This window comes from Klebsiella sp. GL120222-02, from assembly GCF_003097195.1.
Lineage (GTDB): Bacteria > Pseudomonadota > Gammaproteobacteria > Enterobacterales > Enterobacteriaceae > Klebsiella > Klebsiella variicola.
In genome coordinates this window covers 831,739-853,388 of the sequence record NZ_QEQO01000002.1, presented here as the reverse complement: position 1 = coordinate 853,388, position 21,650 = coordinate 831,739, and the positions used below count along the sequence as shown (strand labels likewise).

The 21,650-nt window shown below is 58.7% G+C and carries 18 protein-coding genes and 1 other annotated feature; of the genes, 9 read left to right on the top strand and 9 right to left on the bottom strand.

What is annotated here, in order from left to right:
• Positions 1-169: 169 nt before the first annotated feature.
• On the bottom strand, positions 170-2,767 hold the full coding sequence (gene topA, locus N438_RS09465; RefSeq protein WP_008807785.1) for a type I DNA topoisomerase: 2,598 nt from the start codon (positions 2,765-2,767) through the stop codon (positions 170-172).
• A gap of 406 nt (positions 2,768-3,173) precedes the next feature.
• On the opposite strand from topA, the gene N438_RS09455 reads away from it, so the two are divergent.
• On the top strand, positions 3,174-3,425 hold the full coding sequence (locus N438_RS09455; protein ID WP_002901761.1) for a YciN family protein: 252 nt from the start codon (positions 3,174-3,176) through the stop codon (positions 3,423-3,425).
• 47 nt (positions 3,426-3,472) lie between these two features.
• Here N438_RS09455 and sohB read toward each other — a convergent pair whose 3' ends face one another.
• Entirely contained in the window at positions 3,473-4,519 is a 1,047-nt protein-coding gene (sohB, locus tag N438_RS09450) for a protease SohB (protein WP_008807783.1), read from the bottom strand.
• A 255-nt stretch (positions 4,520-4,774) separates the two neighbouring features.
• On the opposite strand from sohB, the gene N438_RS09440 reads away from it, so the two are divergent.
• Together N438_RS09440 and cobO are read left to right on the top strand one after the other, a co-directional pair.
• Positions 4,775-5,536 carry a YciK family oxidoreductase gene (locus N438_RS09440; RefSeq protein ID WP_012542052.1) on the top strand — a complete coding sequence of 254 codons (762 nt, stop codon included), beginning with the start codon at positions 4,775-4,777 and terminating at the stop codon, positions 5,534-5,536.
• A complete protein-coding gene (gene cobO / locus N438_RS09435) occupies positions 5,533-6,123 on the top strand; it encodes a cob(I)yrinic acid a,c-diamide adenosyltransferase (RefSeq protein WP_002901749.1) in 591 nt (196 codons plus the stop codon). The genes N438_RS09440 and cobO overlap by 4 nt, the downstream gene beginning before the upstream one ends.
• Before the next feature lie 60 nt (positions 6,124-6,183).
• Here cobO and rluB read toward each other — a convergent pair whose 3' ends face one another.
• The gene (gene rluB, locus N438_RS09430) at positions 6,184-7,086 is read right to left on the bottom strand and encodes a 23S rRNA pseudouridine(2605) synthase RluB (RefSeq protein ID WP_008807781.1); all 903 of its coding nucleotides are present in this window, start codon (positions 7,084-7,086) and stop codon (positions 6,184-6,186) included.
• Between the two features lie 280 nt (positions 7,087-7,366).
• The gene (gene gcvA, locus N438_RS09425; RefSeq protein WP_032738897.1) at positions 7,367-8,266 is read right to left on the bottom strand and encodes a transcriptional regulator GcvA; all 900 of its coding nucleotides are present in this window, start codon (positions 8,264-8,266) and stop codon (positions 7,367-7,369) included.
• A gap of 111 nt (positions 8,267-8,377) precedes the next feature.
• Here gcvA and N438_RS09420 point away from each other — a divergent pair, with 111 nt between their 5' ends.
• Complete coding sequence (locus tag N438_RS09420; RefSeq protein ID WP_044643098.1) at positions 8,378-9,286, top strand: DMT family transporter; 909 nt, start codon at positions 8,378-8,380, stop codon at positions 9,284-9,286.
• Between the two features lie 21 nt (positions 9,287-9,307).
• Here the strand turns inward: N438_RS09420 and N438_RS09415 are convergent, their stop codons facing one another.
• Together N438_RS09415 and rnm are read right to left on the bottom strand one after the other, a co-directional pair.
• Entirely contained in the window at positions 9,308-9,928 is a 621-nt protein-coding gene (locus N438_RS09415) for an L-threonylcarbamoyladenylate synthase (RefSeq protein WP_008807778.1), read from the bottom strand.
• A 16-nt stretch (positions 9,929-9,944) separates the two neighbouring features.
• A complete protein-coding gene (rnm, locus tag N438_RS09410) occupies positions 9,945-10,808 on the bottom strand; it encodes an RNase AM (protein ID WP_012542055.1) in 864 nt (287 codons plus the stop codon).
• A gap of 159 nt (positions 10,809-10,967) precedes the next feature.
• Positions 10,968-11,063: a sequence feature (Trp leader region), on the top strand.
• Positions 11,064-11,097: 34 nt separating this feature from the next.
• Here rnm and N438_RS09405 point away from each other — a divergent pair.
• From N438_RS09405 to trpA, 5 genes are read left to right on the top strand one after another with little or no spacing between them, the layout of a single operon-like run.
• Positions 11,098-12,660, top strand: a complete 1,563-nt coding sequence (locus N438_RS09405; protein ID WP_116696250.1) for an anthranilate synthase component 1 — start codon at positions 11,098-11,100, stop codon at positions 12,658-12,660.
• Positions 12,660-14,255 carry a bifunctional anthranilate synthase glutamate amidotransferase component TrpG/anthranilate phosphoribosyltransferase TrpD gene (gene trpD / locus N438_RS09400; protein ID WP_004148109.1) on the top strand — a complete coding sequence of 532 codons (1,596 nt, stop codon included), beginning with the start codon at positions 12,660-12,662 and terminating at the stop codon, positions 14,253-14,255. The genes N438_RS09405 and trpD overlap by 1 nt, the downstream gene beginning before the upstream one ends.
• 3 nt (positions 14,256-14,258) lie before the next feature.
• Positions 14,259-15,617, top strand: a complete 1,359-nt coding sequence (gene trpCF, locus N438_RS09395) for a bifunctional indole-3-glycerol-phosphate synthase TrpC/phosphoribosylanthranilate isomerase TrpF (RefSeq protein WP_008807775.1) — start codon at positions 14,259-14,261, stop codon at positions 15,615-15,617.
• A gap of 9 nt (positions 15,618-15,626) precedes the next feature.
• Entirely contained in the window at positions 15,627-16,820 is a 1,194-nt protein-coding gene (gene trpB / locus N438_RS09390) for a tryptophan synthase subunit beta (protein WP_012542059.1), read from the top strand.
• Complete coding sequence (gene trpA, locus N438_RS09385) at positions 16,820-17,629, top strand: tryptophan synthase subunit alpha (RefSeq protein ID WP_044612730.1); 810 nt, start codon at positions 16,820-16,822, stop codon at positions 17,627-17,629. Before trpB ends, trpA begins: the two co-directional genes overlap by 1 nt.
• 218 nt (positions 17,630-17,847) lie before the next feature.
• On the opposite strand, the gene N438_RS09380 is transcribed toward trpA, so the two are convergent.
• Genes N438_RS09380 through N438_RS09370 form a run of 3 tightly spaced genes read right to left on the bottom strand, consistent with a single transcriptional unit; the run spans position 17,848 to position 21,523 of the window.
• Positions 17,848-19,107 carry a glycerate kinase gene (locus tag N438_RS09380; RefSeq protein ID WP_044612731.1) on the bottom strand — a complete coding sequence of 420 codons (1,260 nt, stop codon included), beginning with the start codon at positions 19,105-19,107 and terminating at the stop codon, positions 17,848-17,850.
• 2 nt (positions 19,108-19,109) lie between these two features.
• Positions 19,110-20,198 (bottom strand): tartrate dehydrogenase, encoded by a 1,089-nt coding sequence (locus N438_RS09375; RefSeq protein ID WP_002901724.1) that lies wholly within the window; start codon positions 20,196-20,198, stop codon positions 19,110-19,112.
• Positions 20,199-20,212: 14 nt separating this feature from the next.
• Complete coding sequence (locus tag N438_RS09370) at positions 20,213-21,523, bottom strand: MFS transporter (RefSeq protein ID WP_012542061.1); 1,311 nt, start codon at positions 21,521-21,523, stop codon at positions 20,213-20,215.
• Between the last annotated feature and the right edge of the window lie 127 nt (positions 21,524-21,650).

Sequence of the window (21,650 nt, the reverse complement as noted above, 5' to 3'; positions counted from 1 at the left end):
CTATATCATTTATATCAACAGTGTATAGATACTAACGAAAAATAATATAGGTGGTTATAAGGGGAAGAAAAGACCATCCAGAAGGGGAAACGACGCGGCAGAGGCATCCACTGCCTCTGCCGGCCGTTAGTGCAGGAAAAGCGCGCTTTTCCTGCCTGATACTGCACGATTACTTTTTGGCTTCAGTCCATTTACCGTCAATAAAGAAGGCTGACCAGCCGGTCGCTTTACCCTCTTTTTCGGAAGCCACATACTGCTGTTTCGTTTTACGGCTAAAGCGCACCAGCGTTTTATTACCTTCCGGATCCTGCTGCGGCGCATCGGCGAGATAGCGCAGTTTTTCCGGCAGACGATCGCGGAAGCGGTACAGCTCTTCCACCAGCGGCGCACGCGTTTCCCGTGATTTCGGGAAGGTGTTGGCCGCCAGGAAGACACCCGCCGCCCCGTCGCGCAACACAAAGTACGCGTCAGACTTCTCGCACGGCAGCTCCGGCAGCGGCACCGGATCTTCCTTCGGCGGAGCCACTTCGCCGTTGCGCAGGATCTTACGCGTGTTCTTACACTCGTCGTTGGTACAGGCCATGTACTTGCCGAAACGCCCCATTTTCAAGTGCATTTCAGAACCGCACTTCTCGCACTCCACTACCGGACCGTCATAGCCCTTGATGCGGAACTCGCCCTCTTCAATCTCATAGCCGTCACAGGTCGGGTTATTACCACACACGTGCAGTTTACGCTTAGGATCGATAAGGTAGCTGTCCATTGCGGTCCCGCACTTCTGACAGCGACGTTTGGCACGCAGCGCGTTGGTTTCCGCGTCATCGCCTTCCAGCACGTTGAGGACTTCGTTTTCCGGCACCAGGTTGATGGTGGTTTTGCAACGCTCTTTCGGCGGCAGAGCATAGCCCGAACAGCCGAGGAAAACACCGGTGCTGGCGGTACGGATGCCCATTTTACGTCCACAGGTCGGGCAGTCGATGCTGGTAAGCACCATCGGGTTCGGCTGCATGCCGCCCTCTTCCGGATCTTTCTCTGCGGTCTCCAGCTGAGTGGTAAAATCGCCGAAGAAGTGGTTCAGCACCTCTTTCCATTCGGCCTGGTGGTTGGCTACCTGGTCGAGACGATCTTCCATCTGCGCGGTGAAGTCGTAGTTCATCAGATCGCGGAAGTTTTCTTCCAGCCGATCGGTGACGATTTCGCCCATTTTCTCCGCATAGAAACGACGGTTTTCCACCCGCACGTAGCCGCGATCCTGAATGGTCGAGATGATCGAAGCGTAGGTGGAAGGACGGCCGATACCGCGTTTTTCCAGCTCTTTGACCAGCGAAGCTTCGCTGAAGCGCGCCGGCGGCTTGGTAAAGTGCTGCGCAGGCGTCAGCTCCACCAGGCTCAGGCGGTCGCCCTGTTTAACCACCGGCAACGTCCGGTCTTCATCGCCCTTGCGCAGCGCCGGCATCACTTTGGTCCAGCCGTCGAAACGTAAGGTACGACCGCGCGCTTTCAGTTTGAAATCGCCCGCCGCCACGGTCAACGTGGTGGAATCGTATTGCGCCGGCGTCATCTGACAGGCGACAAACTGGCGCCAGATCAGCTGATAGAGCTTCTGCGCATCGGCTTCCATATCTTTCAGCGTTTCCGCCAGCACGCTCACATCAGAAGGACGAATCGCTTCGTGCGCTTCCTGCGAGTTTTCTTTGCTGGCGTACTGGTTAGCGCTCTCCGGCAGATATTTTTTGCCAAAGTTGTCGCTGATATAACCGCGAACCATGTTCAGCGCGTCCTGACTCAGGTTGGTGGAGTCGGTACGCATATAGGTGATGTGCCCCGCCTCATAGAGACGTTGAGCCATCATCATGGTCTTTTTCACGCCGAAGCCGAGACGGGTGCTGGCCGCCTGCTGCAGCGTGGAGGTGATGAACGGCGCGCCCGGCTTGCTGCTGGTCGGCTTGTCTTCTCGCTCCAGCACGCTGTAGCTGGCTTTTTCCAGCAGCGATACCGCCGCCATGGTCTCATCACGGCTGACCGGACGGAACGGCTTATCGTCTTTGTGAGTCACCTGCAGAGGCAGCGCGTCGCCGCCCGGCGTGGTGGTGCTGGCATCAACTTCCCAGTACTCTTCCGGGACGAAGGCTTTGATTTCACGCTCACGTTCCACCACCAGGCGGACCGCAACGGACTGCACGCGCCCGGCAGAAAGACCACGGGCAATTTTCTTCCACAGCAGCGGCGAGACCATATAGCCCACCACGCGGTCCATAAAGCGGCGCGCCTGCTGGGCGTTAACCCGATCGATATTCAGTTCGCCCGGCTTTTCGAAGGCCTGACGAATAGCGTTTTTGGTGATCTCATTGAACACCACGCGGCTGTAACGCTGTTCATCGCCGCCGATCACTTCCCGCAGGTGCCAGGCAATGGCTTCCCCTTCGCGGTCAAGGTCGGTTGCGAGATAGATGTGGTCAGCTTTTTCCGCCAACTGTTTGAGTTCTGAAACTACCTTTTCTTTACCCGGAAGTACTTCATAGTGCGCATTCCAGTCATGCCATGGGTCCACGCCCATGCGGTTAACCAGAGCACCACGTTCGTCCTTTTTAGGCTTTTTAGCCCCTTTGGTGGCGGTAGAGTCGGTGCTCTTTTTGGAAGCTGATCCACTGGTCGGCAAATCGCGGATATGACCGACGCTGGATTTCACCACGTAGTCATTACCCAGATACTTATTGATCGTTTTGGCTTTTGCCGGGGACTCAACGATAACGAGAGCTTTACCCATATTCACCTTTACCTAATTTGATTCATCCAGGAATACATCGCACATTCATACACCCTCCACTGGCGACTGCCTCATATGTTGCGGCACCGTCGGTGAATATCAACCCTGAACACCCGCTTCATCTCCGTAAAACCAGGCGTTTGAGTTTGCTGACTTTTTTGCGTCAGGTGACATAGCACGAAGAATTTTTGGCCGAATGTCAAGCAAATCTGTTGCCAGATCGCCGAAAGCGTCACACTGTACCTGATAAAATTCGTTACGCAACTTTATTAGCATGCAAAAGCGAAACCCGCCAGTAAACGGCTGTTTCTCCACTGGTTACGATTACCCCTGTTTTGTCCATGGAAAATTTGCCCCACGCCGCCGCGCGGCGTAAACTACGCGCGGAGAAAAAGAGGAGTCCGTTATGCAAGGTACAACCCAACCTATCGATCGCCAGACGCTGCTCGAAAAAGCCAACAAACTTATTCGCGAACATGAGGATACGTTAGCCGGTATCGAAGCCACCGACGTCGTTCAGCGCAACAATGTCCTGGTGTTTAGCGGTGAGTTTTATCTTGACGAGCAGGGTTTACCGACGCCGAAAAGTACGGCGGTATTTAACATGTTTAAGTACCTCGCCCACGAGCTGTCAGACAAGTATCACCTGGTCGATTAAGGCCGGTGGAAACGATAACGCGAGGCCCTGGCCTCGCGTTATGTTGTTTACATCAGCGGTTTCTGACCGCGCTGCCACCAGCGCAGCAGAAGTCGATCGGCGCTCTCCGCGGCGCTACCGGTGAAGCGGTCGAGCATTTTCTTACGCTGTTGATAACGCACCCCGATCACCTCGTGGCTCTCCATGAGCCCCAGCAACAGCTCATCGCTGGTTTCAACCGCATCCACCAGCCCTTTTTCCAGCGCCTGCACCCCGTACCAGTGCTCGCCGGTAGCTACCTGCTCAATATCAAGTCCAGGACGCATCCGATGGACGAAATCCTTGAACAGATGGTGCGTCTCATTGAGATCCTCACGGAACTTGCGCCGCCCTTCTTCGGTATTTTCGCCCAGCATAGTGAGCGTCCGTTTGTACTGCCCGGCGGTATGCAGTTCGATATCAATATCTTTGTTCTTCAGGAAGCGATGGAGGTTAGGGATCTGCGCCACCACGCCAATGGAGCCAAGGATCGCAAACGGCGCCGACACAATTTTGTTGGCCACGCAAGCCATCATATAGCCGCCGCTGGCCGCCACTTTGTCAACCGCCACCGTCAGCGGGATCTGTTTGTCGCGCAACCGCTGCAGCTGAGAGGCTGCCAGTCCGTAACCGTGAACCACCCCGCCGGGGCTTTCCAGACGAATCACCACCTGGTCACGCGCTTTCGCCGCCGCCAGCACCGCCGTGATCTCTTCCCGCAGGCTGTTGACCTCATGGGCATCCATGCTGCCTTTGAAATCCAGCACCCAGGCGCGCGGCTTGCCTTCCGGCTCCACGTTACCCAGCTTCGCCCGCGCTTTCGCGGCCTTCGCCTCTTGTTTTTGCTTTTTCTTCTGCGCTTTATGCCACTGTTTCTGCTGCGGGCCGTCAAGCAGCGCCACCGCCAGCGATTCCTTCATCTCTTTGTAATGCTCGCTAAGATTGGTCACCCGCAGTTCGCCGCGCTGCTTCTTACGCTGGGCCAGGTTGACGATAATAGCGGCAATCACCGCGATAGCGACGACAACCGTCGCGATCTTGGCTAAAAATAAGCCGTACTGAGCAAGTAATTCCACGTTTTCACCTTGTGTAAAGCACTGACGTTGCTGCACAGTGTACATCAGCCCCTGGCGAGAAGTCTTTGTGCTTTGTGTCTTGTGCGCAGCGGATTCCGTTTTTTTTCAGCGAGGCTGAAATCGTTGCAAGATATTAATTTTCTGAATACTTTCCGCTTCGCCGATTGCAATGGCGAGCACTTTCAGGCATAACAGCGCAAAAGTGAGATACCAAAGATGAAGCGCGATCGGGAACCGATCGCCCAAGGAGTCGCCGTGCATTATCAACCGCAACGCCACTTGCTGAAAGATCGCATCATCCTGGTCACCGGCGCCAGCGACGGGATTGGTCGTGAAGCGGCCCTGACCTACGCGCGCTATAGCGCCAGCGTGATTCTGCTTGGCCGCAACGACGAAAAACTGCGCGCCGTCGCCCAGGAGATTGAACGCGAGGGCGGCATTCCCGCCCGCTGGTTTACCCTCGACCTGCTAACCTGCACGCCGCAGGCGTGCCAGCAGCTGGCGCAGCAGATAAGTATGCACTATCCCCGTCTTGACGGCGTGCTGCACAACGCCGGCCTGCTCGGCGACATCTGCCCCATGGACGAGCAGAAGCCGGAGGTCTGGCAGCAGGTGATGCAGGTGAACGTCAATGGCACTTTTATGCTGACCCAGGCGCTTCTTCCTTTATTACTCCGTTCGGATGCGGGCTCGCTGGTCTTCACCTCGTCCAGCGTTGGCCGTCAGGGCCGCGCCAACTGGGGCGCCTATGCGGTCTCCAAATTCGCCACCGAAGGGATGATGCAGGTGCTGGCCGACGAGTACCAAAGCCGTCATCTGCGGGTGAACTGCATCAACCCCGGCGGCACCCGCACCGGGATGCGCGCCAGCGCCTTCCCGACGGAAGATCCGCTAAAACTGAAGACCCCCGCTGACATTATGCCCGTCTATCTATGGCTGATGGGTGACGACAGTCGCCGCAAGACGGGAATGACCTTTGACGCCCAACCGGGCCGTAAGCCAGGAATTGCCCAATGAGTGATGAACGCTACCGCGAACGCCAGCAGCGGCTGAAAGATAAAGTTGACGCCCGGGTGGCGGCAGCCCAGGACGAACGCGGCATTGTGATGGTCTTTACCGGCAACGGCAAAGGCAAAACCACCGCCGCCTTTGGCACCGCGACCCGCGCCGTCGGCCACGGCAAAAAAGTCGGCGTGATCCAGTTTATTAAGGGGACCTGGCCTAACGGTGAGCGTAACCTGCTGGAACCCCACGGCGTCGAATTTCAGGTGATGGCGACAGGCTTCACCTGGAACACCCAGGATCGCGACAGCGACACCGCCGCCTGTCTGGCGGTCTGGGAGCATGCCCGCCGTATGCTGGCTGACGACCAGCTCGATCTGGTGCTGCTGGATGAGCTGACTTACATGGTGGCGTACGATTACCTGCCGCTGGAGTCGGTGCTAAGCGCCCTGCGTGAGCGTCCTGCCCATCAGTCGGTGATCATTACCGGCCGCGGCTGCCATCGCGATATTATTGAACTGGCGGATACCGTCAGCGAACTGCGTCCGGTCAAGCATGCGTTTGATGCCGGGATTAAAGCGCAGATGGGAATTGACTACTGAGGGCCTGATACGGCGAAAGGCAGTACGCGTTCCGGCGGCAATCCACCGGAACGCACAACATTAACCGTTGGTCTTATTGCGAGTACTGGAACGACGGTTGCTGTTGTTACCCTGGCGCGGGTTAGCGCTGGTCTGGCTGTGACGCTTCACCGCCCGACGGATCTGATTGGCTTTCATCCGGCGACGGTCTTTCTCGACGGCAACTTTAGAACTGGTTTCCGGCGTCAGCTCCACCAGCTCGCGCAGGTAGTTGGTCTGCGCCAGGTCCAGTTCGGTATAGCCGCCGCGCGGCAGGCCTTTCGGCAGCAAAATATCGCCATAGCGCACGCGGATCAGACGGCTGACCTGCACGCCGACCGCTTCCCACAGGCGACGCACTTCGCGGTTACGCCCTTCGGTCAGGGTGACGTTGTACCACTGGTTAATCCCTTCACCGCCGGTGAATTTGATGGTTTTAAATGCTGCCGGACCATCTTCTAACTGCACGCCGCGAGACAGCTGACGCAGCTTATCATCATCCACCTGGCCGAAAACGCGAACGGCGTACTCACGCTCGACTTCACGGCTCGGATGCATCAGGCGGTTTGCCAGTTCGCCATCGGTGGTGAACAGCAGCAGGCCACAGGTGTTCACGTCCAGACGGCCAACGGCAATCCAGCGCGCGCCGCGCAGTTTTGGCAGGCGATCAAACACCGTCGGGCGCCCTTCCGGATCGTTACGGGTGCACAGCTCGCCTTCCGGCTTATAGTAAGCCAGCACGCGACAGATCTGCTCAGCAGACTCTTTCACCGAGATCAGATGACCATCGATACGAATTTTTAAACCGGGGACGATTTCCACACGATCGCCGAGGGTGGCGATTTTTCCGTCGACGCTGACGCGGCCAGCTTCGATTTTCGCTTCAATTTCACGGCGGGAGCCGTGGCCGGCGCGGGCCAGCACTTTTTGCAGTTTCTCGCTCATTGAGCTTCCTTAAGGTGTCGCCTTCCCAGGCGTCTGGTATGCTTTATGAAACAATGAGGCCTGTATGAACAACTCATTGTTACGTATATACTTTTTACGTAAAGTCTCGCTGGCATGCGCAAAACATTCACCGCGAGCCCGTAATCGTGGCCGAACATACTACACTAACTTCGTCGGGAAAGCTTCTGTTCGCCGTATCGCACCTTGAGTATGGAACAGATTTTCCTCATTCTCCTGTGCGCCTTCACACATAGAGATCTTTACCGGACAGTGATCCTCCTCACTGCGCGCCCTCCTCAACAACAGCCGGGCGCTGGCCGAGCAGCCAGTCGCGAAAACAGCGGTTGGCAGGCGCCAGCAGCGCGGTCTCGTGGTAAACCAGATGATAGGCCAGCGGACAGGCGATGGGCTGCGCCAGAGGATTAACCAGCCGCCCCTGCGTCAGCGCAGACGCTATGAATGAACGTCGCAGTAATGCCATCCCCATACCAGCGAACGCCGCCTCCGTCACGCCGTTGGAATCAGTGAACACCGGACCGCGGCGCGCGCGGTCCGGCTCCAGCCCCACAGCCTCACACCACAGCGCCCAGTCTTCACGATGCTCATCGTGCAGCAGCGGATACTGCAGCAGATCGCCCGCACCGGCGAGGGACCGGCGCGGAGCAATCAGTTGCGGACTGCAGACCGGGATAAGGTCGTCATCCAGCAGGCGGTAAGCCTGCAGTTCCGGCCAGCCGCCGACACCATGACGCACGGCAAAATCGATCCCTTCACTCACCAAATCTACTCGTCGGTTGGTGGTGCCGATCTGGATCTCAATCTTTGGATAACGTCGTTCAAAATCAGCCAGCCGCGGCAGCAGCCACTGAATGGCGAAGCCGCTGGTACAGCTGAGCGTCACCTTTTCTGGCCCCGCGGGCACCTGCAGGCGCTGGGTGGCGGCGGCTATCTGGAGAAAGGCGGGCTGAACGGCCCGCAGGTAGATCTCCCCCACCTCCGTTAACTGTAACTGTCGGGGAGTACGAATAAAAAGCGGGGTATTCAGCGCTTCCTCGAGGCGGGCAATTTGCTGGCTGACGGCGCTTGCCGTAACGCAAAGCTCACTGGCGGCCTGCTTCAGACTAAGCAGCCGTGCCGCCGCTTCAAAGCAGCGCAGCGCATTCAGTGGTGGAAGTTTCATCGACATGGCATCTCAGTTAAGAATAACTTAACCATGTAAGCATAACGCGTTTGTCGGACGCTGCACGTGAGTTCTACAGTTGACTTCCTTCGTGAATACAAGGAGTCAATCATGCGTGTTATCGACTATGGCCGCCTGCTGCTGCTCGCCGCTCTCTGGGGCGCCAGTTTTTTGTTTATGCGCATCACCACCCCGGCCTTCGGGGCGATGATCAGCGCTTTTCTTCGCGTACTGTTCGCCGCTATCGCGCTCGGGCTGTTACTCGGCGTGCAGGGTAAATGGAGCGGGTATCAGGGAAAATTCATATCCACTCTGAAGCTGGGGGTCATTAATTCAGGCCTTCCTTTTCTGATGTACTGCCTTGCCGCACAGTGGCTGCCGGCAGGGTACTCCGCCACGCTCAACGCCACGGCGCCGATGATGGGAATGCTTATCGGCGCGTTATGCTTTGCAGAACCGTTAACCCTGCGCAAAGGCGGCGGCGCGTTACTGGGCGCCATTGGCGTGGCAGTCATTGCGAGCCCAACCTCCAGCCTCAGCGCCGCCCTCCTGCTGCCAGGGATCGGGGCCTGCCTGATCGCGACCGCTTGTTACGGTCTGGCCGGCTTTCTGACCCGCCGCTGGATCCAGCAGCGGGGCGGCCTTGAGGCTGAGCGCGTTGCGTTGGGCAGCCAGGTCGGCGCCACGCTGTTTCTGTTGCCTTTCTTTCTCTGGTCAGGCTGGTATGGTCCGGTCATAGACTGGCGGCAGAGCCTGCCGTGGATAGCGATAGTCATGCTGGGCGTGGTCTGTACGGCAGCAGGGTATATTCTCTATTTTCGCCTGATTGCTGATATAGGACCGCTGCGTTCGCTGTCCGTGACCTTTTTGATCCCACCTTTTGCGGCGCTGTGGGGCTATTTGTGCCTCGGAGAGACCATACAAAAAGGGCTGATTCTCGGCGCACTGCTGATCGGTCTGGCGCTGTGGTTGATTGTCGTGCCGTCAGGAAGGAAACGCGGGGTGCCGGGCGGAGCATGAACCACCGCCCGACGATGACGATCAGAGGAAAGGCTTCACGTCGCCGACGCCTTCGCGCAGCACCACTGGGGTATCTTCCGTCAGGTCGATAACCGTGGTCGGCTGCTGCCCGAGGAAACCGCCGTGAATGATGAGGTCCACCACTTTCTCCAGACGATCTTTGATCTCTTCCGGGTCGGACTCGGTAAAGTCGCTGCCGGGCAGCATCAGCGACGTGGACAGCATCGGTTCGCCTAAAGTTTCGAGCAACGCCTGAGCAATAGGGTTAGACGGGACGCGCATGCCGATGGTTTTACGTTTCTCCTGCAGCAGCCGGCGCGGCACTTCTTTGGTCCCCTTGAGGATAAAGGTGTAGTTGCCCGGCGTGTTGTTTTTCATCAGACGAAACGCCACGTTGTCGACAAAAGCGTAGGTTGACAGCTCGGACAAATCGCGGCACATCAGGGTAAAGTTGTGGCCGTCCGGCAACTGACGGATACGGCAGATCCGCTCCATCGCGCCCTTGTCTTCAATTTTGCAGCCCAGGGCGTAGCCGGAGTCGGTCGGATAAACGATCACCCCGCCCTTACGCACAATCTCCACCGCCTGGTTAATCAGCCGCGCCTGCGGGTTATCCGGATGGATATAAAAAAACTGGCTCATACTTCCCTCTCAATTTTTATTTGGCGGCCGCTTCCCAGCTGTGCCAGACGCCTTCCACGCCGGCAGGAAGCCAGAGCTTACGGCCAAGCTCGATCCACGCACAGGGCTGATGAAAATCGGAGCCCTGTGACGCCAGCAGACCAAACTGCACGGCCAGGGTGGCCAGCTGGGCGCGTTCATGGGGCGCCTGCTGACACTGGGCCACTTCCATGGCATCACCGCCCTGCTCGCTAAAGTGGGCCAACAGCCGCTTCAACCACTTGGCGGAGAGATCGTAGCGCCCGGGATGGGCTATCACCGCCTTGCCGCCAGAATGATGAATGACATCAATCGCTTGTTTTATTGTACACCACTGCGGCGGCACGTAACCGGTTTTCCCGCGGGCAAGGTATTTTTTGAAGACTTCCGCCATGTTTTTCGCATGGCCAGCCTCCACCAGAAAACGGGCAAAATGGCCGCGGGTGACGGCGCCACCGTCCGCCAGCCGCAGCGCCCCTTCCCAGGCGCCAGGGATCCGCGCCTTCTCCAGACGCTCGGCAATCATCTGGCCCCGCAGCTGGCGTCGCGCTTTCTGCTCCTCCAGCAGCGCGGTCATCGTCGGGTGCGCAATATCAATATTCAGACCCACGATATGTATTTCGTGATTCTCCCAGAGCGTCGAAATCTCGACGCCGTTTACCAGCGTTAAGGGTAATCCGGCACGGGCGATCTCTTCCCGGGCGGCCGGGATCGCCGCCACGCTGTCATGGTCGGTGATCGCCAGGGTGCCTACGCGCATCTCATGGGCGCGATGGACCAGTTCCTGCGGAGTCAGCCGCCCGTCAGAGGCGGTGGTATGGCTGTGCAGATCGTAAATCACTGCGTATTGGCTGTCGCTCAAAAGGACTCCTGCTGGACATCAACGTAAATAAGCGCATTATCATACCGACAGGCAGAGAAAATCTGCAAACAAGGGTTGACTTTATTCCATTGAACTAGTTAACTAGTACGCAAGTTCACATGAAGGGGTATCACGATGAAAATGCACTTTATCACTCTGCACAGCTGGTGGCGCACCTCCTGATAACGGGCGGCGTGATCGCGTTTTGCATTCAGCATACAGATACCCGGCCCGCCAATGAGCGGGCTTTTTATTGGACAAAAAATAATACGAACAGGCGAGAACAATAATGCAAACATCCAAACCGGCACTCGAGCTTCTCACCAGCGACGCCATCTACCGGGAGAACCCGACGGCGTTATTCCACCAACTGTGTGGCGCCCGTCCGGCCACGCTGCTGCTGGAATCCGCTGATATCGACAGCAAAGATGACTTAAAAAGCCTGCTGCTGGTCGACAGCGCGCTGCGCATCACCGCTCTTGGTGACACTGTCACTATTCAGGCGTTTTCCGCTAACGGCGCCGCGCTGCTGGAACTGCTGGACGGCGCGCTGCCCTCCGGGATCGCCAATCAGCGCCAGCCCAACGGCCGCATCCTGACCTTCCCCGCGGTCAGCACCCTGCTCGATGAAGACGCCCGCCTCTGCTCACTGTCGGTGTTTGACGCCTTCCGTCTCCTGCAGGAGCTGGTGACCGTCCCGGCCAACGAGCGTGAAGCGATGTTCTTCGGCGGCCTGTTCGCCTATGACCTGGTCGCCGGCTTTGAAGATCTTCCACCGCTGCAGAGCGACACCGCCTGCCCGGACTACTGCTTTTATCTGGCAGAAACTCTGCTGGTCATCGACCATCAGACCAAGCATACCCGCATTCAGGCCAGCCTGTTCACCCCGCTGGAGAGTGAAAAACAGCGCCTGGAGCAGCGCCTGAGCCAGCTGCGTCAGCAACTGAACGAGCCGCCGGCGCCGCTGCCGGTTACCACTGTGGCCGAAATGCAGTGCGACGTTGACCAGAGCGATGAAGAGTACGGTGCGGTGGTGCGCAAAATGCAGCGCGCGATCCGCGCCGGGGAAATCTTCCAGGTGGTTCCTTCCCGTCGCTTCTCGCTGCCCTGCCCGTCGCCGCTGGCCGCTTATGATGTGCTGAAGAAGAGCAACCCCAGCCCGTACATGTTCTTTATGCAGGACAACGATTTCACCCTGTTCGGCGCCTCGCCGGAGAGTTCGCTGAAATATGACGCCGTCAGCCGTCAGATTGAGATCTACCCTATCGCCGGCACCCGGCCACGCGGCCGCCGCGCCGACGGTTCGCTGGATCGCGATCTTGACAGCCGCATCGAACTGGAAATGCGCACCGACCATAAAGAGCTTTCCGAACACCTGATGCTGGTGGATCTGGCGCGTAATGACCTGGCCCGCATCTGTACCCCGGGCAGCCGCTATGTCGCCGATTTAACGAAGGTTGACCGTTACTCCTTCGTGATGCATCTGGTCTCCCGCGTGGTCGGCGAACTGCGTCAGGACCTCGATGTGCTGCACGCCTACCGCGCCTGCATGAACATGGGCACCCTCAGCGGCGCACCGAAGGTCCGCGCCATGCAGCTGATTGCCGCCGCCGAAGGTAAACGCCGCGGCAGCTACGGCGGCGCGGTGGGCTATTTCACCGCCCACGGCGACCTCGACACCTGCATCGTCATCCGTTCCGCCTACGTGCAGGAGGGTATCGCTACCGTCCAGGCCGGAGCCGGCATTGTGCTCGACTCGGTTCCCCAGTCGGAAGCGGATGAGACCCGAAATAAAGCCCGCGCGGTGCTGCGCGCCATTGCCCAGGCCCATCACGCGAAGGAGATTTTCTGATGGCTGACATTCTGCTGCTCGATAATATCGATTCTTTCACCTATAACCTGGCAGACCAGCTGCGGGCCAATGGTCATAACGTGGTGATTTACCGTAACTCCGTCCCGGCGCAGGCGCTGATTGAGCGTCTGGGCACCATGGACAACCCGGTGCTGATGCTCTCCCCGGGCCCGGGTACGCCGAGCGAAGCTGGCTGCATGCCGGAACTGCTGACCCGTATGCGTGGCAAGCTGCCGATCATCGGCATCTGCCTCGGTCATCAGGCTATTGTCGAAGCCTACGGCGGCTATGTCGGCCAGGCGGGCGAGATCCTCCATGGCAAAGCATCCAGCATTGAGCACGACGGCCAGGCCATGTTTGCCGGTCTGGCTAACCCACTGCCGGTGGCGCGTTACCACTCGCTGGTTGGCAGCAATATTCCCGCCGGGCTGACGATTAACGCCAATTTCAACGGTATGGTGATGGCGGTGCGTCACGATGCGGACCGGGTGTGCGGCTTCCAGTTCCATCCGGAATCGATCCTTACCACTCAGGGCGCACGGCTGCTGGAGCAGACCCTGGCCTGGGCGCTGCAGAAGCTGGAGCACACTAACACCCTCCAGCCGATCCTTGAGAAGCTCTATCAGGCGGAAACCCTGAGCCAGCAGGAGAGCCACCAGCTGTTCTCCGCCGTCGTGCGCGGTGAAGTGAAGCCTGAGCAACTGGCCGCCGCGCTGGTCAGTATGAAAGTGCGCGGCGAGCAGCCGCAGGAAATTGCCGGCGCCGCCACCGCGCTGCTGGAAAACGCCGCGCCGTTCCCGCGCCCGGACTACCTGTTTGCCGACATCGTCGGCACCGGTGGCGACGGCAGCAACAGCATCAATATCTCCACCGCCAGCGCCTTTGTCGCTGCGGCCTGTGGATTGAAAGTGGCGAAACACGGTAACCGCAGCGTCTCCAGTAAATCAGGCTCTTCTGACCTGCTGGCGGCCTTCGGCATCAATCTCGATATGAACGCCGATAAATCCCGCGCGGCGCTCGATGAGCTGGGGGTTTGTTTCCTGTTCGCGCCGAAATACCACACCGGTTTCCGCCACGCGATGCCGGTCCGTCAGCAGCTGAAGACCCGCACCCTGTTTAACGTGCTGGGGCCGCTGATCAACCCGGCGCATCCGCCGCTGGCGCTGATTGGCGTCTACAGCCCGGAACTGGTGTTGCCGATCGCCGAGACCCTGCGCGTGCTGGGCTATCAGCGCGCGGCGGTGGTGCACAGCGGTGGGATGGATGAAGTCTCGCTGCATGCGCCCACGGTGGTGGCCGAACTGCATAACGGGGAAATCAAAAGCTATCAGCTGACCGCTGACGACTTCGGCCTGACGCCTTACCATCAGGCGCAGCTGGCGGGCGGCACGCCGGAAGAAAATCGTGACATTCTGACGCGCTTGCTACAAGGTAAAGGTGAAGCCGCTCACGAAGCCGCCGTCGCCGCCAACGTCGCCATGTTGATGCGTTTACACGGGCATGAAGATCTGAAAGCTAACGCTCAGCAGGTACTGGATGTGCTGCACAGCGGCGCGGCCTATGACAGAGTGACCGCCTTAGCGGCAAGAGGGTAAAGAATGCAGACCGTTTTAGCAAAAATCGTTGCCGACAAAGCGATTTGGGTAGAAGCCCGCAAACAACAACAACCGTTAGCCAGTTTTCAGAATGAAGTGGTCCCGACGCAGCGCAATTTCTATGACGCGCTGGCCGGCACCCGCACCGCGTTTATTCTCGAGTGCAAAAAGGCCTCGCCGTCGAAGGGGTTGATTCGCGAAGATTTCGATCCGGCGGCGATCGCCAGCATCTACAAACACTACGCCTCGGCGATCTCAGTGCTGTGTGATGAGAAATATTTCCAGGGCAGTTTCGATTTTCTGCCGATCGTCAGCAAGGTCGCGCCGCAGCCGATCCTGTGTAAGGACTTCACCATCGACCCTTACCAGATCTACCTGGCGCGCTACTATCAGGCCGATGCCTGCCTGCTGATGCTCTCGGTGCTCGACGATGAGCAGTACCGCCAGCTCTCCGCGGTGGCGCACAGCCTGAATATGGGCGTGCTGACCGAAGTCAGCAATGAAGAGGAGCTGGAGCGCGCCATCGCCCTGAAGGCGAAGGTGGTGGGCATTAACAACCGCGACCTGCGCGATATGTCGATTGACCTTAACCGCACCCGTCAGCTGGCGGCGCGTCTCGGCCCGGATGTCACGGTGATCAGCGAATCCGGCATCCATACCTATGCTGAAGTGCGCGAGCTGAGCCACTTCGCCAACGGCTTCCTGATCGGCTCCGCCCTGATGGAACAGGCGGATCTGGAAGCGGCGGTTAAACGCGTGCTGCTCGGCGAGAATAAAGTGTGCGGCCTGACGCGCCCGCAGGATGCCCAGGTGGCCTGGGAGTCCGGCGCCATCTACGGTGGCCTGATTTTCGTCCCGACTTCGCCGCGGGCGGTGAATGACGCCCAGGCCAAAGCGGTGATCGCCGCTGCGCCGCTGCAGTACGTCGGCGTGTTTCGCAATGCGCCGCTGGACGAGGTGGTCGCCCGCGCGCAGGCTCTGGGGCTGGCCGCCGTCCAGCTGCACGGTGATGAGGACCAGGCCTATATCGACGCACTGCGCGACGCCCTCGCGGACAACGTCCGTATCTGGAAAGCGCTGAGCGTTGGTGAAACCCTCCCGGCCCGTACTCTCCGCCATGTCGACAAGTACCTGTTCGACAACGGCCAGGGCGGCAGCGGCCAGCGCTTTGACTGGAGCCTGCTGCAGGGCCAGGATCTGCGCAACGTCATGCTGGCGGGTGGCCTGGGTGCCGATAACTGTGTGGAAGCGGCCAAAAGCGGCTGTGCCGGACTCGATTTCAATTCAGGCGTAGAGTCGCAACCCGGGATTAAAGACGCCAGCAAACTGGCCTCCGTATTCCAGACGCTGCGCGCATATTAAGGAGCAATAATGAGCACTTTACTGAACCCCTACTTCGGCGAATTCGGCGGCATGTATGTGCCGCAGATCCTGATGCCCGCCCTGCGCCAGCTGGAAGAAGCCTTTGTCAGCGCGCAGAAGGACCCGGCCTTTCAGGCGGAATTCACTGACCTGCTGAAAAACTACGCCGGACGTCCGACGGCCCTGACCAAATGCCGGAATCTGACCGAAGGTACTCGCACCACCCTGTACCTGAAACGCGAAGATCTGCTGCACGGCGGCGCGCACAAAACCAACCAGGTGCTGGGCCAGGCCCTGCTGGCCAAACGGATGGGTAAAACCGAAATTATCGCCGAGACCGGCGCCGGTCAGCACGGGGTCGCCTCAGCGCTGGCCAGCGCCCTGCTCGGCCTGAAATGCCGTATCTACATGGGCGCCAAGGACGTCGAGCGCCAGTCGCCGAACGTCTTCCGTATGCGCCTGATGGGTGCCGAGGTGATCCCGGTGCACAGCGGCTCCGCCACGCTGAAAGATGCCTGTAATGAGGCGCTGCGCGACTGGTCTGGTAGCTACGAGAAGGCGCACTATATGCTGGGCACCGCCGCCGGTCCGCATCCGTTCCCGACCATTGTACGTGAATTCCAGCGCATGATTGGCGAAGAGACTAAAGCGCAGATCCTCGAAAAAGAGGGACGTCTGCCGGACGCGGTGATCGCCTGCGTTGGCGGTGGGTCAAACGCCATCGGCATGTTTGCCGACTTTATTGATGAAACCAACGTCGGCCTGATCGGCGTGGAACCGGCCGGGCACGGTATCGAAAGCGGCGAGCACGGCGCGCCACTGAAGCATGGCCGCGTGGGGATCTACTTCGGTATGAAGTCGCCGATGATGCAAACCGCCGACGGCCAGATCGAAGAGTCTTACTCCATTTCCGCCGGGCTGGACTTCCCGTCCGTTGGGCCGCAGCACGCGTTTCTGAACAGCACCGGTCGCGCTGACTATGTGTCGATCACCGACGACGAAGCGCTGGATGCGTTTAAAGCGCTCTCCCGCCACGAAGGGATTATCCCGGCGCTGGAGTCCTCTCACGCCCTGGCCCACGCGCTGAAGATGATGCGCGAGAACCCGGAAAAAGAGCAGCTGCTGGTGGTTAACCTCTCCGGTCGCGGCGACAAAGACATTTTCACCGTACATGACATCCTGAAAGCGCGAGGGGAAATCTGATGGAACGCTATGAGACGCTGTTTGCCCAACTGAAAAATCGCCAGGAAGGCGCCTTCGTTCCCTTTGTCACCCTTGGCGATCCGGGACCGGAGCAGTCGCTCAAAATTATCGATGCGCTGATCGAAGGCGGCGCCGATGCCCTTGAGCTGGGGATCCCTTTCTCCGACCCGCTGGCGGACGGCCCGACCATCCAGGGCGCGGCCCTGCGCGCCTTCGCCGCGGGAGTGACCCCGGCGCAGTGCTTTGAGATGCTGGCGGCGATCCGCCAGAAGCATCCGACCATCCCAATCGGCCTGCTGATGTACGCCAACCTCGTCTTCAGCCCGGGCATCGATGCGTTCTATGCCCAGTGCGCCCGCGTCGGCGTTGACTCGGTGCTGGTGGCCGACGTGCCGGTGGAAGAGTCCGCCCCGTTCCGCCAGGCGGCGATGCGCCATAACATCGCGCCGATTTTCATCTGCCCGCCCAATGCGGATGACGATTTACTGCGCCAGATTGCCTCTTATGGCCGCGGCTACACCTATCTGCTGTCGCGCGCCGGGGTGACCGGTGCGGAAAATCGCGCCGCGCTGCCGCTGCACCACCTGGTGGAGAAGCTGGCGGAATATCACGCCGCGCCGCCGCTGCAGGGCTTTGGTATCTCCGCGCCGGAGCAGGTGAGCGCCGCCATTGACGCCGGAGCCGCCGGGGCTATCTCCGGTTCCGCCATCGTCAAAATCATCGAACGCCACCTTGATGAGCCGCAGAGCATGCTCGACGAACTGAAAGCCTTCGTCCAGAGCCTGAAGGCGGCGACCAAAACCGCCTGACCATCAGCCGCCTGGTATCGCGCCAGGCGGCGATTTACTCGCGTTACCTTCCCCTCCATGTCATCTTGCACGCCAACACATCAGACGGAACGATGATCGACACCTTGGCGCCAGGCGATGCGCTTTAGCGTGGAAATGGATGGCGGGCGGATACCGAAGATTTGAACAATGTAGAAAGGGAAAAATATCGCTCTCCCTGGCACAGGAGAGCGATACAGTCAGGCAATCAATATTGCCCGAATATCATTGACGTTGGTTAACGTCGGGCCGGTGATCAACAAATCATTAAGCGCGTGAAAATAGCAGTAACTATCATGGCCATCCAGATATTGCGCTGCATTAAGACCGCTCAGCTTGCCGCGCGCAAGCGTATCCGGGAAGACGATCGCACCTGCGGCATCTTCTGTGCCATCAATACCATCGCTATCTCCCGCCATGGCCCAGATACCGTGTTCCCCCTGGAGCGCACAGGCCAGACTGAGTAAAAACTCGGTATTGCGGCCCCCTTTTCCAGGCTGAGTGTTGTTTACTGTCACCGTGGTTTCGCCACCTGACAACAGTACAGCAGGCCCTGAAATCGGGTGACCATACTGCTTCGCCGATTTCGCCATACCGGCCATGACCACCGCCACTTCCCTGCTTTCACCTTCTATCGCATCCCCCAAAATAAGGGGGGTGAGCCCATGTTGTCGTGCGGCCAGCCCCGCCGCCGCTAACGCCATCGCCGGCGTGGCGATAAGCCTGACCTCGCCTGTCGCGGCGTTTTCCATCGGGCCGGCCGGCTGGTTTAGCCGTTCGCTAACGGGCTTCGGGATCGCAATGCCATACCGCTGCAGTACCCGGAGCGCATCACGTGGTGCGCTGTTATCGGCAACGGTGGGGCCAGACGCTACGTCCGTCGGATCATCGCCAGGCACATCGCTGATAATCAGTGATACGATGCGCGCTGGTTGCGCCATGGTCGCCAGCTTTCCGCCTTTCACCGCTGAGAGATGACGACGTACCAGATTCATCTCTTTGATGCTGGCCCCGCTATGGAGCAGGGCCCGGGTGATGGTCTGCTTATCTGCCAGCGTTAACCCCGGGGCGGGCAGCGCCATCAACGCCGACCCTCCCCCTGAAATCAATGCCAGCACCAGATCATCGGCAGTTAAACCGCGCAGCGTCTCCACAATCAGCATTGCGGCAACCTCGCTCATGGCATCTGATACGGGATGAGCCGCCTCAATAATGCGGATGCGGCCCGCAGGAACCGCGTAACCGTAACGCGTCACCACCACGCCCGACACCGCCACATCCGGCCAGGCCGCATCCACGGCAGCCGCCATTGCCGCGGACGCTTTACCCGCACCGATCACCACACAACGGCCGCGAGGTTTTTCCGGCAGGTTAGCCAGGGTCACCGGCCCGGCGCGGGCACTGTTGACCGCATGTTGAAAGATATCCTGCAGGATCTCTGCAGCCTGTTCGTTATTCATGGTTATGCGGTCTCGGCAATGTCAGCTTTAGCGTCAATGTAGTGCACCACGGCGCGTGTCACCTCCGCGGTATTGGCCGAGCCACCGACATCTGGCGTCAGAATGCCTTTTTCACACACATACTCAATGCTTTCCATAATCAGCGCAGCGGCATGGCGTTCGCCCAGATGTTCAAGCATCTGTACCGCGGTCCAGAAAGTGGCAATGGGGTTCGCAATCCCTTTGCCGGTGATATCGAATGCGGAACCATGGATCGGTTCGAACATGGAAGGGAAGCGGCGTTCAGGATCAATATTCGCGGTCGGCGCTACGCCCAGACTACCCGCCAGCGCGCCAGCCAGATCGGAAAGGATATCGGCGTGCAGATTGGTGGCAACGATGGTATCCAGGGTCTGGGGATGCAACGTCATACGGTGCGTCATGGCATCGACCAACATTTTGTCCCACTGCACATCCGGGAATTCCTGCGCCACTTCAGCGGCAATCTCATCCCACATCACCATACCATGGCGCTGGGCGTTGGATTTGGTCACCACGGTCAGCAGCTTACGTGGACGGGACTGCGCCAGTCTGAAGGCATAGCGCATAATGCGTGTCACCCCAACACGGGTAAAGATTGCCACTTCGGTACCGACTTCTTCAGGTAAACCACGGTGCGTACGGCCGCCGTTACCAGAATATTCACCTTCAGAGTTTTCACGCACGATGACCCAGTCAAGATCGCCCGGCCCGCGGTTGCGCAGCGGTGAAGTGACGCCCGGCAGAATTTTGGTGGGTCGCACATTGGCGTACTGGTCAAAGCCCTGGCAAATAGGCAGCCGCAGGCCCCAGAGTGTGATGTGGTCAGGGACATCCGGTGCCCCCACCGCGCCGAAGTAAATGGCATCGAATGCTTTCAGCATGTTCAGCCCTTCTTCCGGCATCATCACGCCATGTTTTTTGTAATAGTCTGACCCCCAGTCAAAGGTCTCTATATCAAATTTCAGTTGCGGATCGTGGCGCGTCAGCGCGTGCAAGACTTCAATACCTGCCGAAATGACTTCCGGTCCGATACCGTCCGCAGGGATGGCAGCAATTTTGTAGTGACGCATCGTTACTTCTCCAGTTAATGAGTATGAGGATGTGGAAGCTCTGCTGTCGGCGATTTGTTCGCTCTGGCAGAAAGAATCACGACCACGAGGGCCGAGAGCGCCAGCAATCCGGCGACAAAGTACAGGCCCCAGCTGTAGCTACCGGTTTGCTCGCGGATCACGCCAATCATCATCGGGCCGACGAAACCGCCGAGGTTGCCGATGGAGTTGATAGCGGCAATGCCAGCGGCCGCAGCCGGGCCGCTGAGGAACAGGGTTGGCATGCTCCACAGCGGGGGTTTTGATGCGCTAATCCCCACAGTGACCAGCGTTAAGGCAAGCATCACGGTAAACAATGTGCTGACGTTACCGGCGTATATCAGTCCGGCCGCCGCCAGCAGGCAGGCGCCAATGACGTGCCAGCTGCGCTCTTTGGTTCGATCGGAATGACGCGCCCAGAGGATCATGGCGATGACGCCGATCACCGCCGGAAAGGCGTTCAGGAAACCAATCTCCAGCGAGGAAGCACCGAAACTGCGAATGATTTGCGGGGACCAGATGCCAAGCGTATACAGCCCGGCTGAGGTACCGAAATAGACCAGCGCCAGCGCCAGGACGCGTATATCCGCTAGCCCTCGCCATGCACTGGAATGGCTCTGTTTTGCCGCCCGCGCCAGCTCCTCGTCTTGCATGGTGTTTTCCAGCCAGGCACGCTCTTGATCAGTTAGCCATTTGGCCTTGGCCGGACGATCCGTCAGGAAGAACAGAACCACAACACCGAGCACCAGCGCCGGCAAAGCTTCCAGTACAAACATCCACTGCCAGCCGGCGTAGCCAAGGAAGCCATGCATCTCCAGCAGTGCGGCCGAAACTGGCGATCCCAGTGCTGTTGACAGGGGAGCTGCGGCCATAAAGATGGCAGTGACCTGCGCACGCCTGGCGGCAGGAAACCAGTAGCTGAGATAGAGAATGATACCCGGGAAGAAACCGGCTTCCGCCACGCCGAGCAGAAAACGCAGAATGTAGAAGCTCGTCGTGCCCTGCACAAAAGCCATGCAGCCAGAGACGAATCCCCAGGTAATCATGACGCGGGCGATCCAGATGCGGGCGCCCACTTTATGAAGAATTAAGTTTGACGGTACCTCAAACAGAAAATAACCCAGGAAGAAAATGCCAGCGCCCAGACCAAAAACGGTGGGTGAAAATCCCAGATCCTGATTCATGGTCAGGGCGGCAAAGCCAATGTTGACGCGGTCAAGGAAGGCAATGAAGTACAGCAGCATGATGAAAGGAATAATGCGCAGGGTAACCTTACGCATCACCTTCTTTTCGAGGTCGTTTTTCATGACGGGATGCTCCATAGTGATGTAGGGTTGTTATCGTTTTGTAATAATCCCAGTATGAAGTTTTGAACCGCTTTATCATCGGCACGGCTTTATATAAATAATTTGTATAATCAGGTTTTGGTGAAAA

Bases quoted from the DNA above. Each gene is read 5' to 3' on its own strand.
- topA (WP_008807785.1), bottom strand. From the start codon at position 2,767: ATGGGTAAAGCTCTCGTTATCGTTGAGTCCCCGGCAAAAGCCAAAACG.
- N438_RS09455 (WP_002901761.1), top strand. From the start codon at position 3,174: ATGCAAGGTACAACCCAACCTATCGATCGCCAGACGCTGCTCGAAAAA.
- cobO (WP_002901749.1), top strand. From the start codon at position 5,533: ATGAGTGATGAACGCTACCGCGAACGCCAGCAGCGGCTGAAAGATAAA.
- rluB (WP_008807781.1), bottom strand. From the start codon at position 7,086: ATGAGCGAGAAACTGCAAAAAGTGCTGGCCCGCGCCGGCCACGGCTCC.
- gcvA (WP_032738897.1), bottom strand. From the start codon at position 8,266: ATGAAACTTCCACCACTGAATGCGCTGCGCTGCTTTGAAGCGGCGGCA.
- N438_RS09420 (WP_044643098.1), top strand. From the start codon at position 8,378: ATGCGTGTTATCGACTATGGCCGCCTGCTGCTGCTCGCCGCTCTCTGG.
- N438_RS09415 (WP_008807778.1), bottom strand. From the start codon at position 9,928: ATGAGCCAGTTTTTTTATATCCATCCGGATAACCCGCAGGCGCGGCTG.
- N438_RS09405 (WP_116696250.1), top strand. From the start codon at position 11,098: ATGCAAACATCCAAACCGGCACTCGAGCTTCTCACCAGCGACGCCATC.
- trpD (WP_004148109.1), top strand. From the start codon at position 12,660: ATGGCTGACATTCTGCTGCTCGATAATATCGATTCTTTCACCTATAAC.
- trpCF (WP_008807775.1), top strand. From the start codon at position 14,259: ATGCAGACCGTTTTAGCAAAAATCGTTGCCGACAAAGCGATTTGGGTA.
- trpB (WP_012542059.1), top strand. From the start codon at position 15,627: ATGAGCACTTTACTGAACCCCTACTTCGGCGAATTCGGCGGCATGTAT.
- trpA (WP_044612730.1), top strand. From the start codon at position 16,820: ATGGAACGCTATGAGACGCTGTTTGCCCAACTGAAAAATCGCCAGGAA.
- N438_RS09380 (WP_044612731.1), bottom strand. From the start codon at position 19,107: ATGAATAACGAACAGGCTGCAGAGATCCTGCAGGATATCTTTCAACAT.
- N438_RS09375 (WP_002901724.1), bottom strand. From the start codon at position 20,198: ATGCGTCACTACAAAATTGCTGCCATCCCTGCGGACGGTATCGGACCG.
- N438_RS09370 (WP_012542061.1), bottom strand. From the start codon at position 21,523: ATGAAAAACGACCTCGAAAAGAAGGTGATGCGTAAGGTTACCCTGCGC.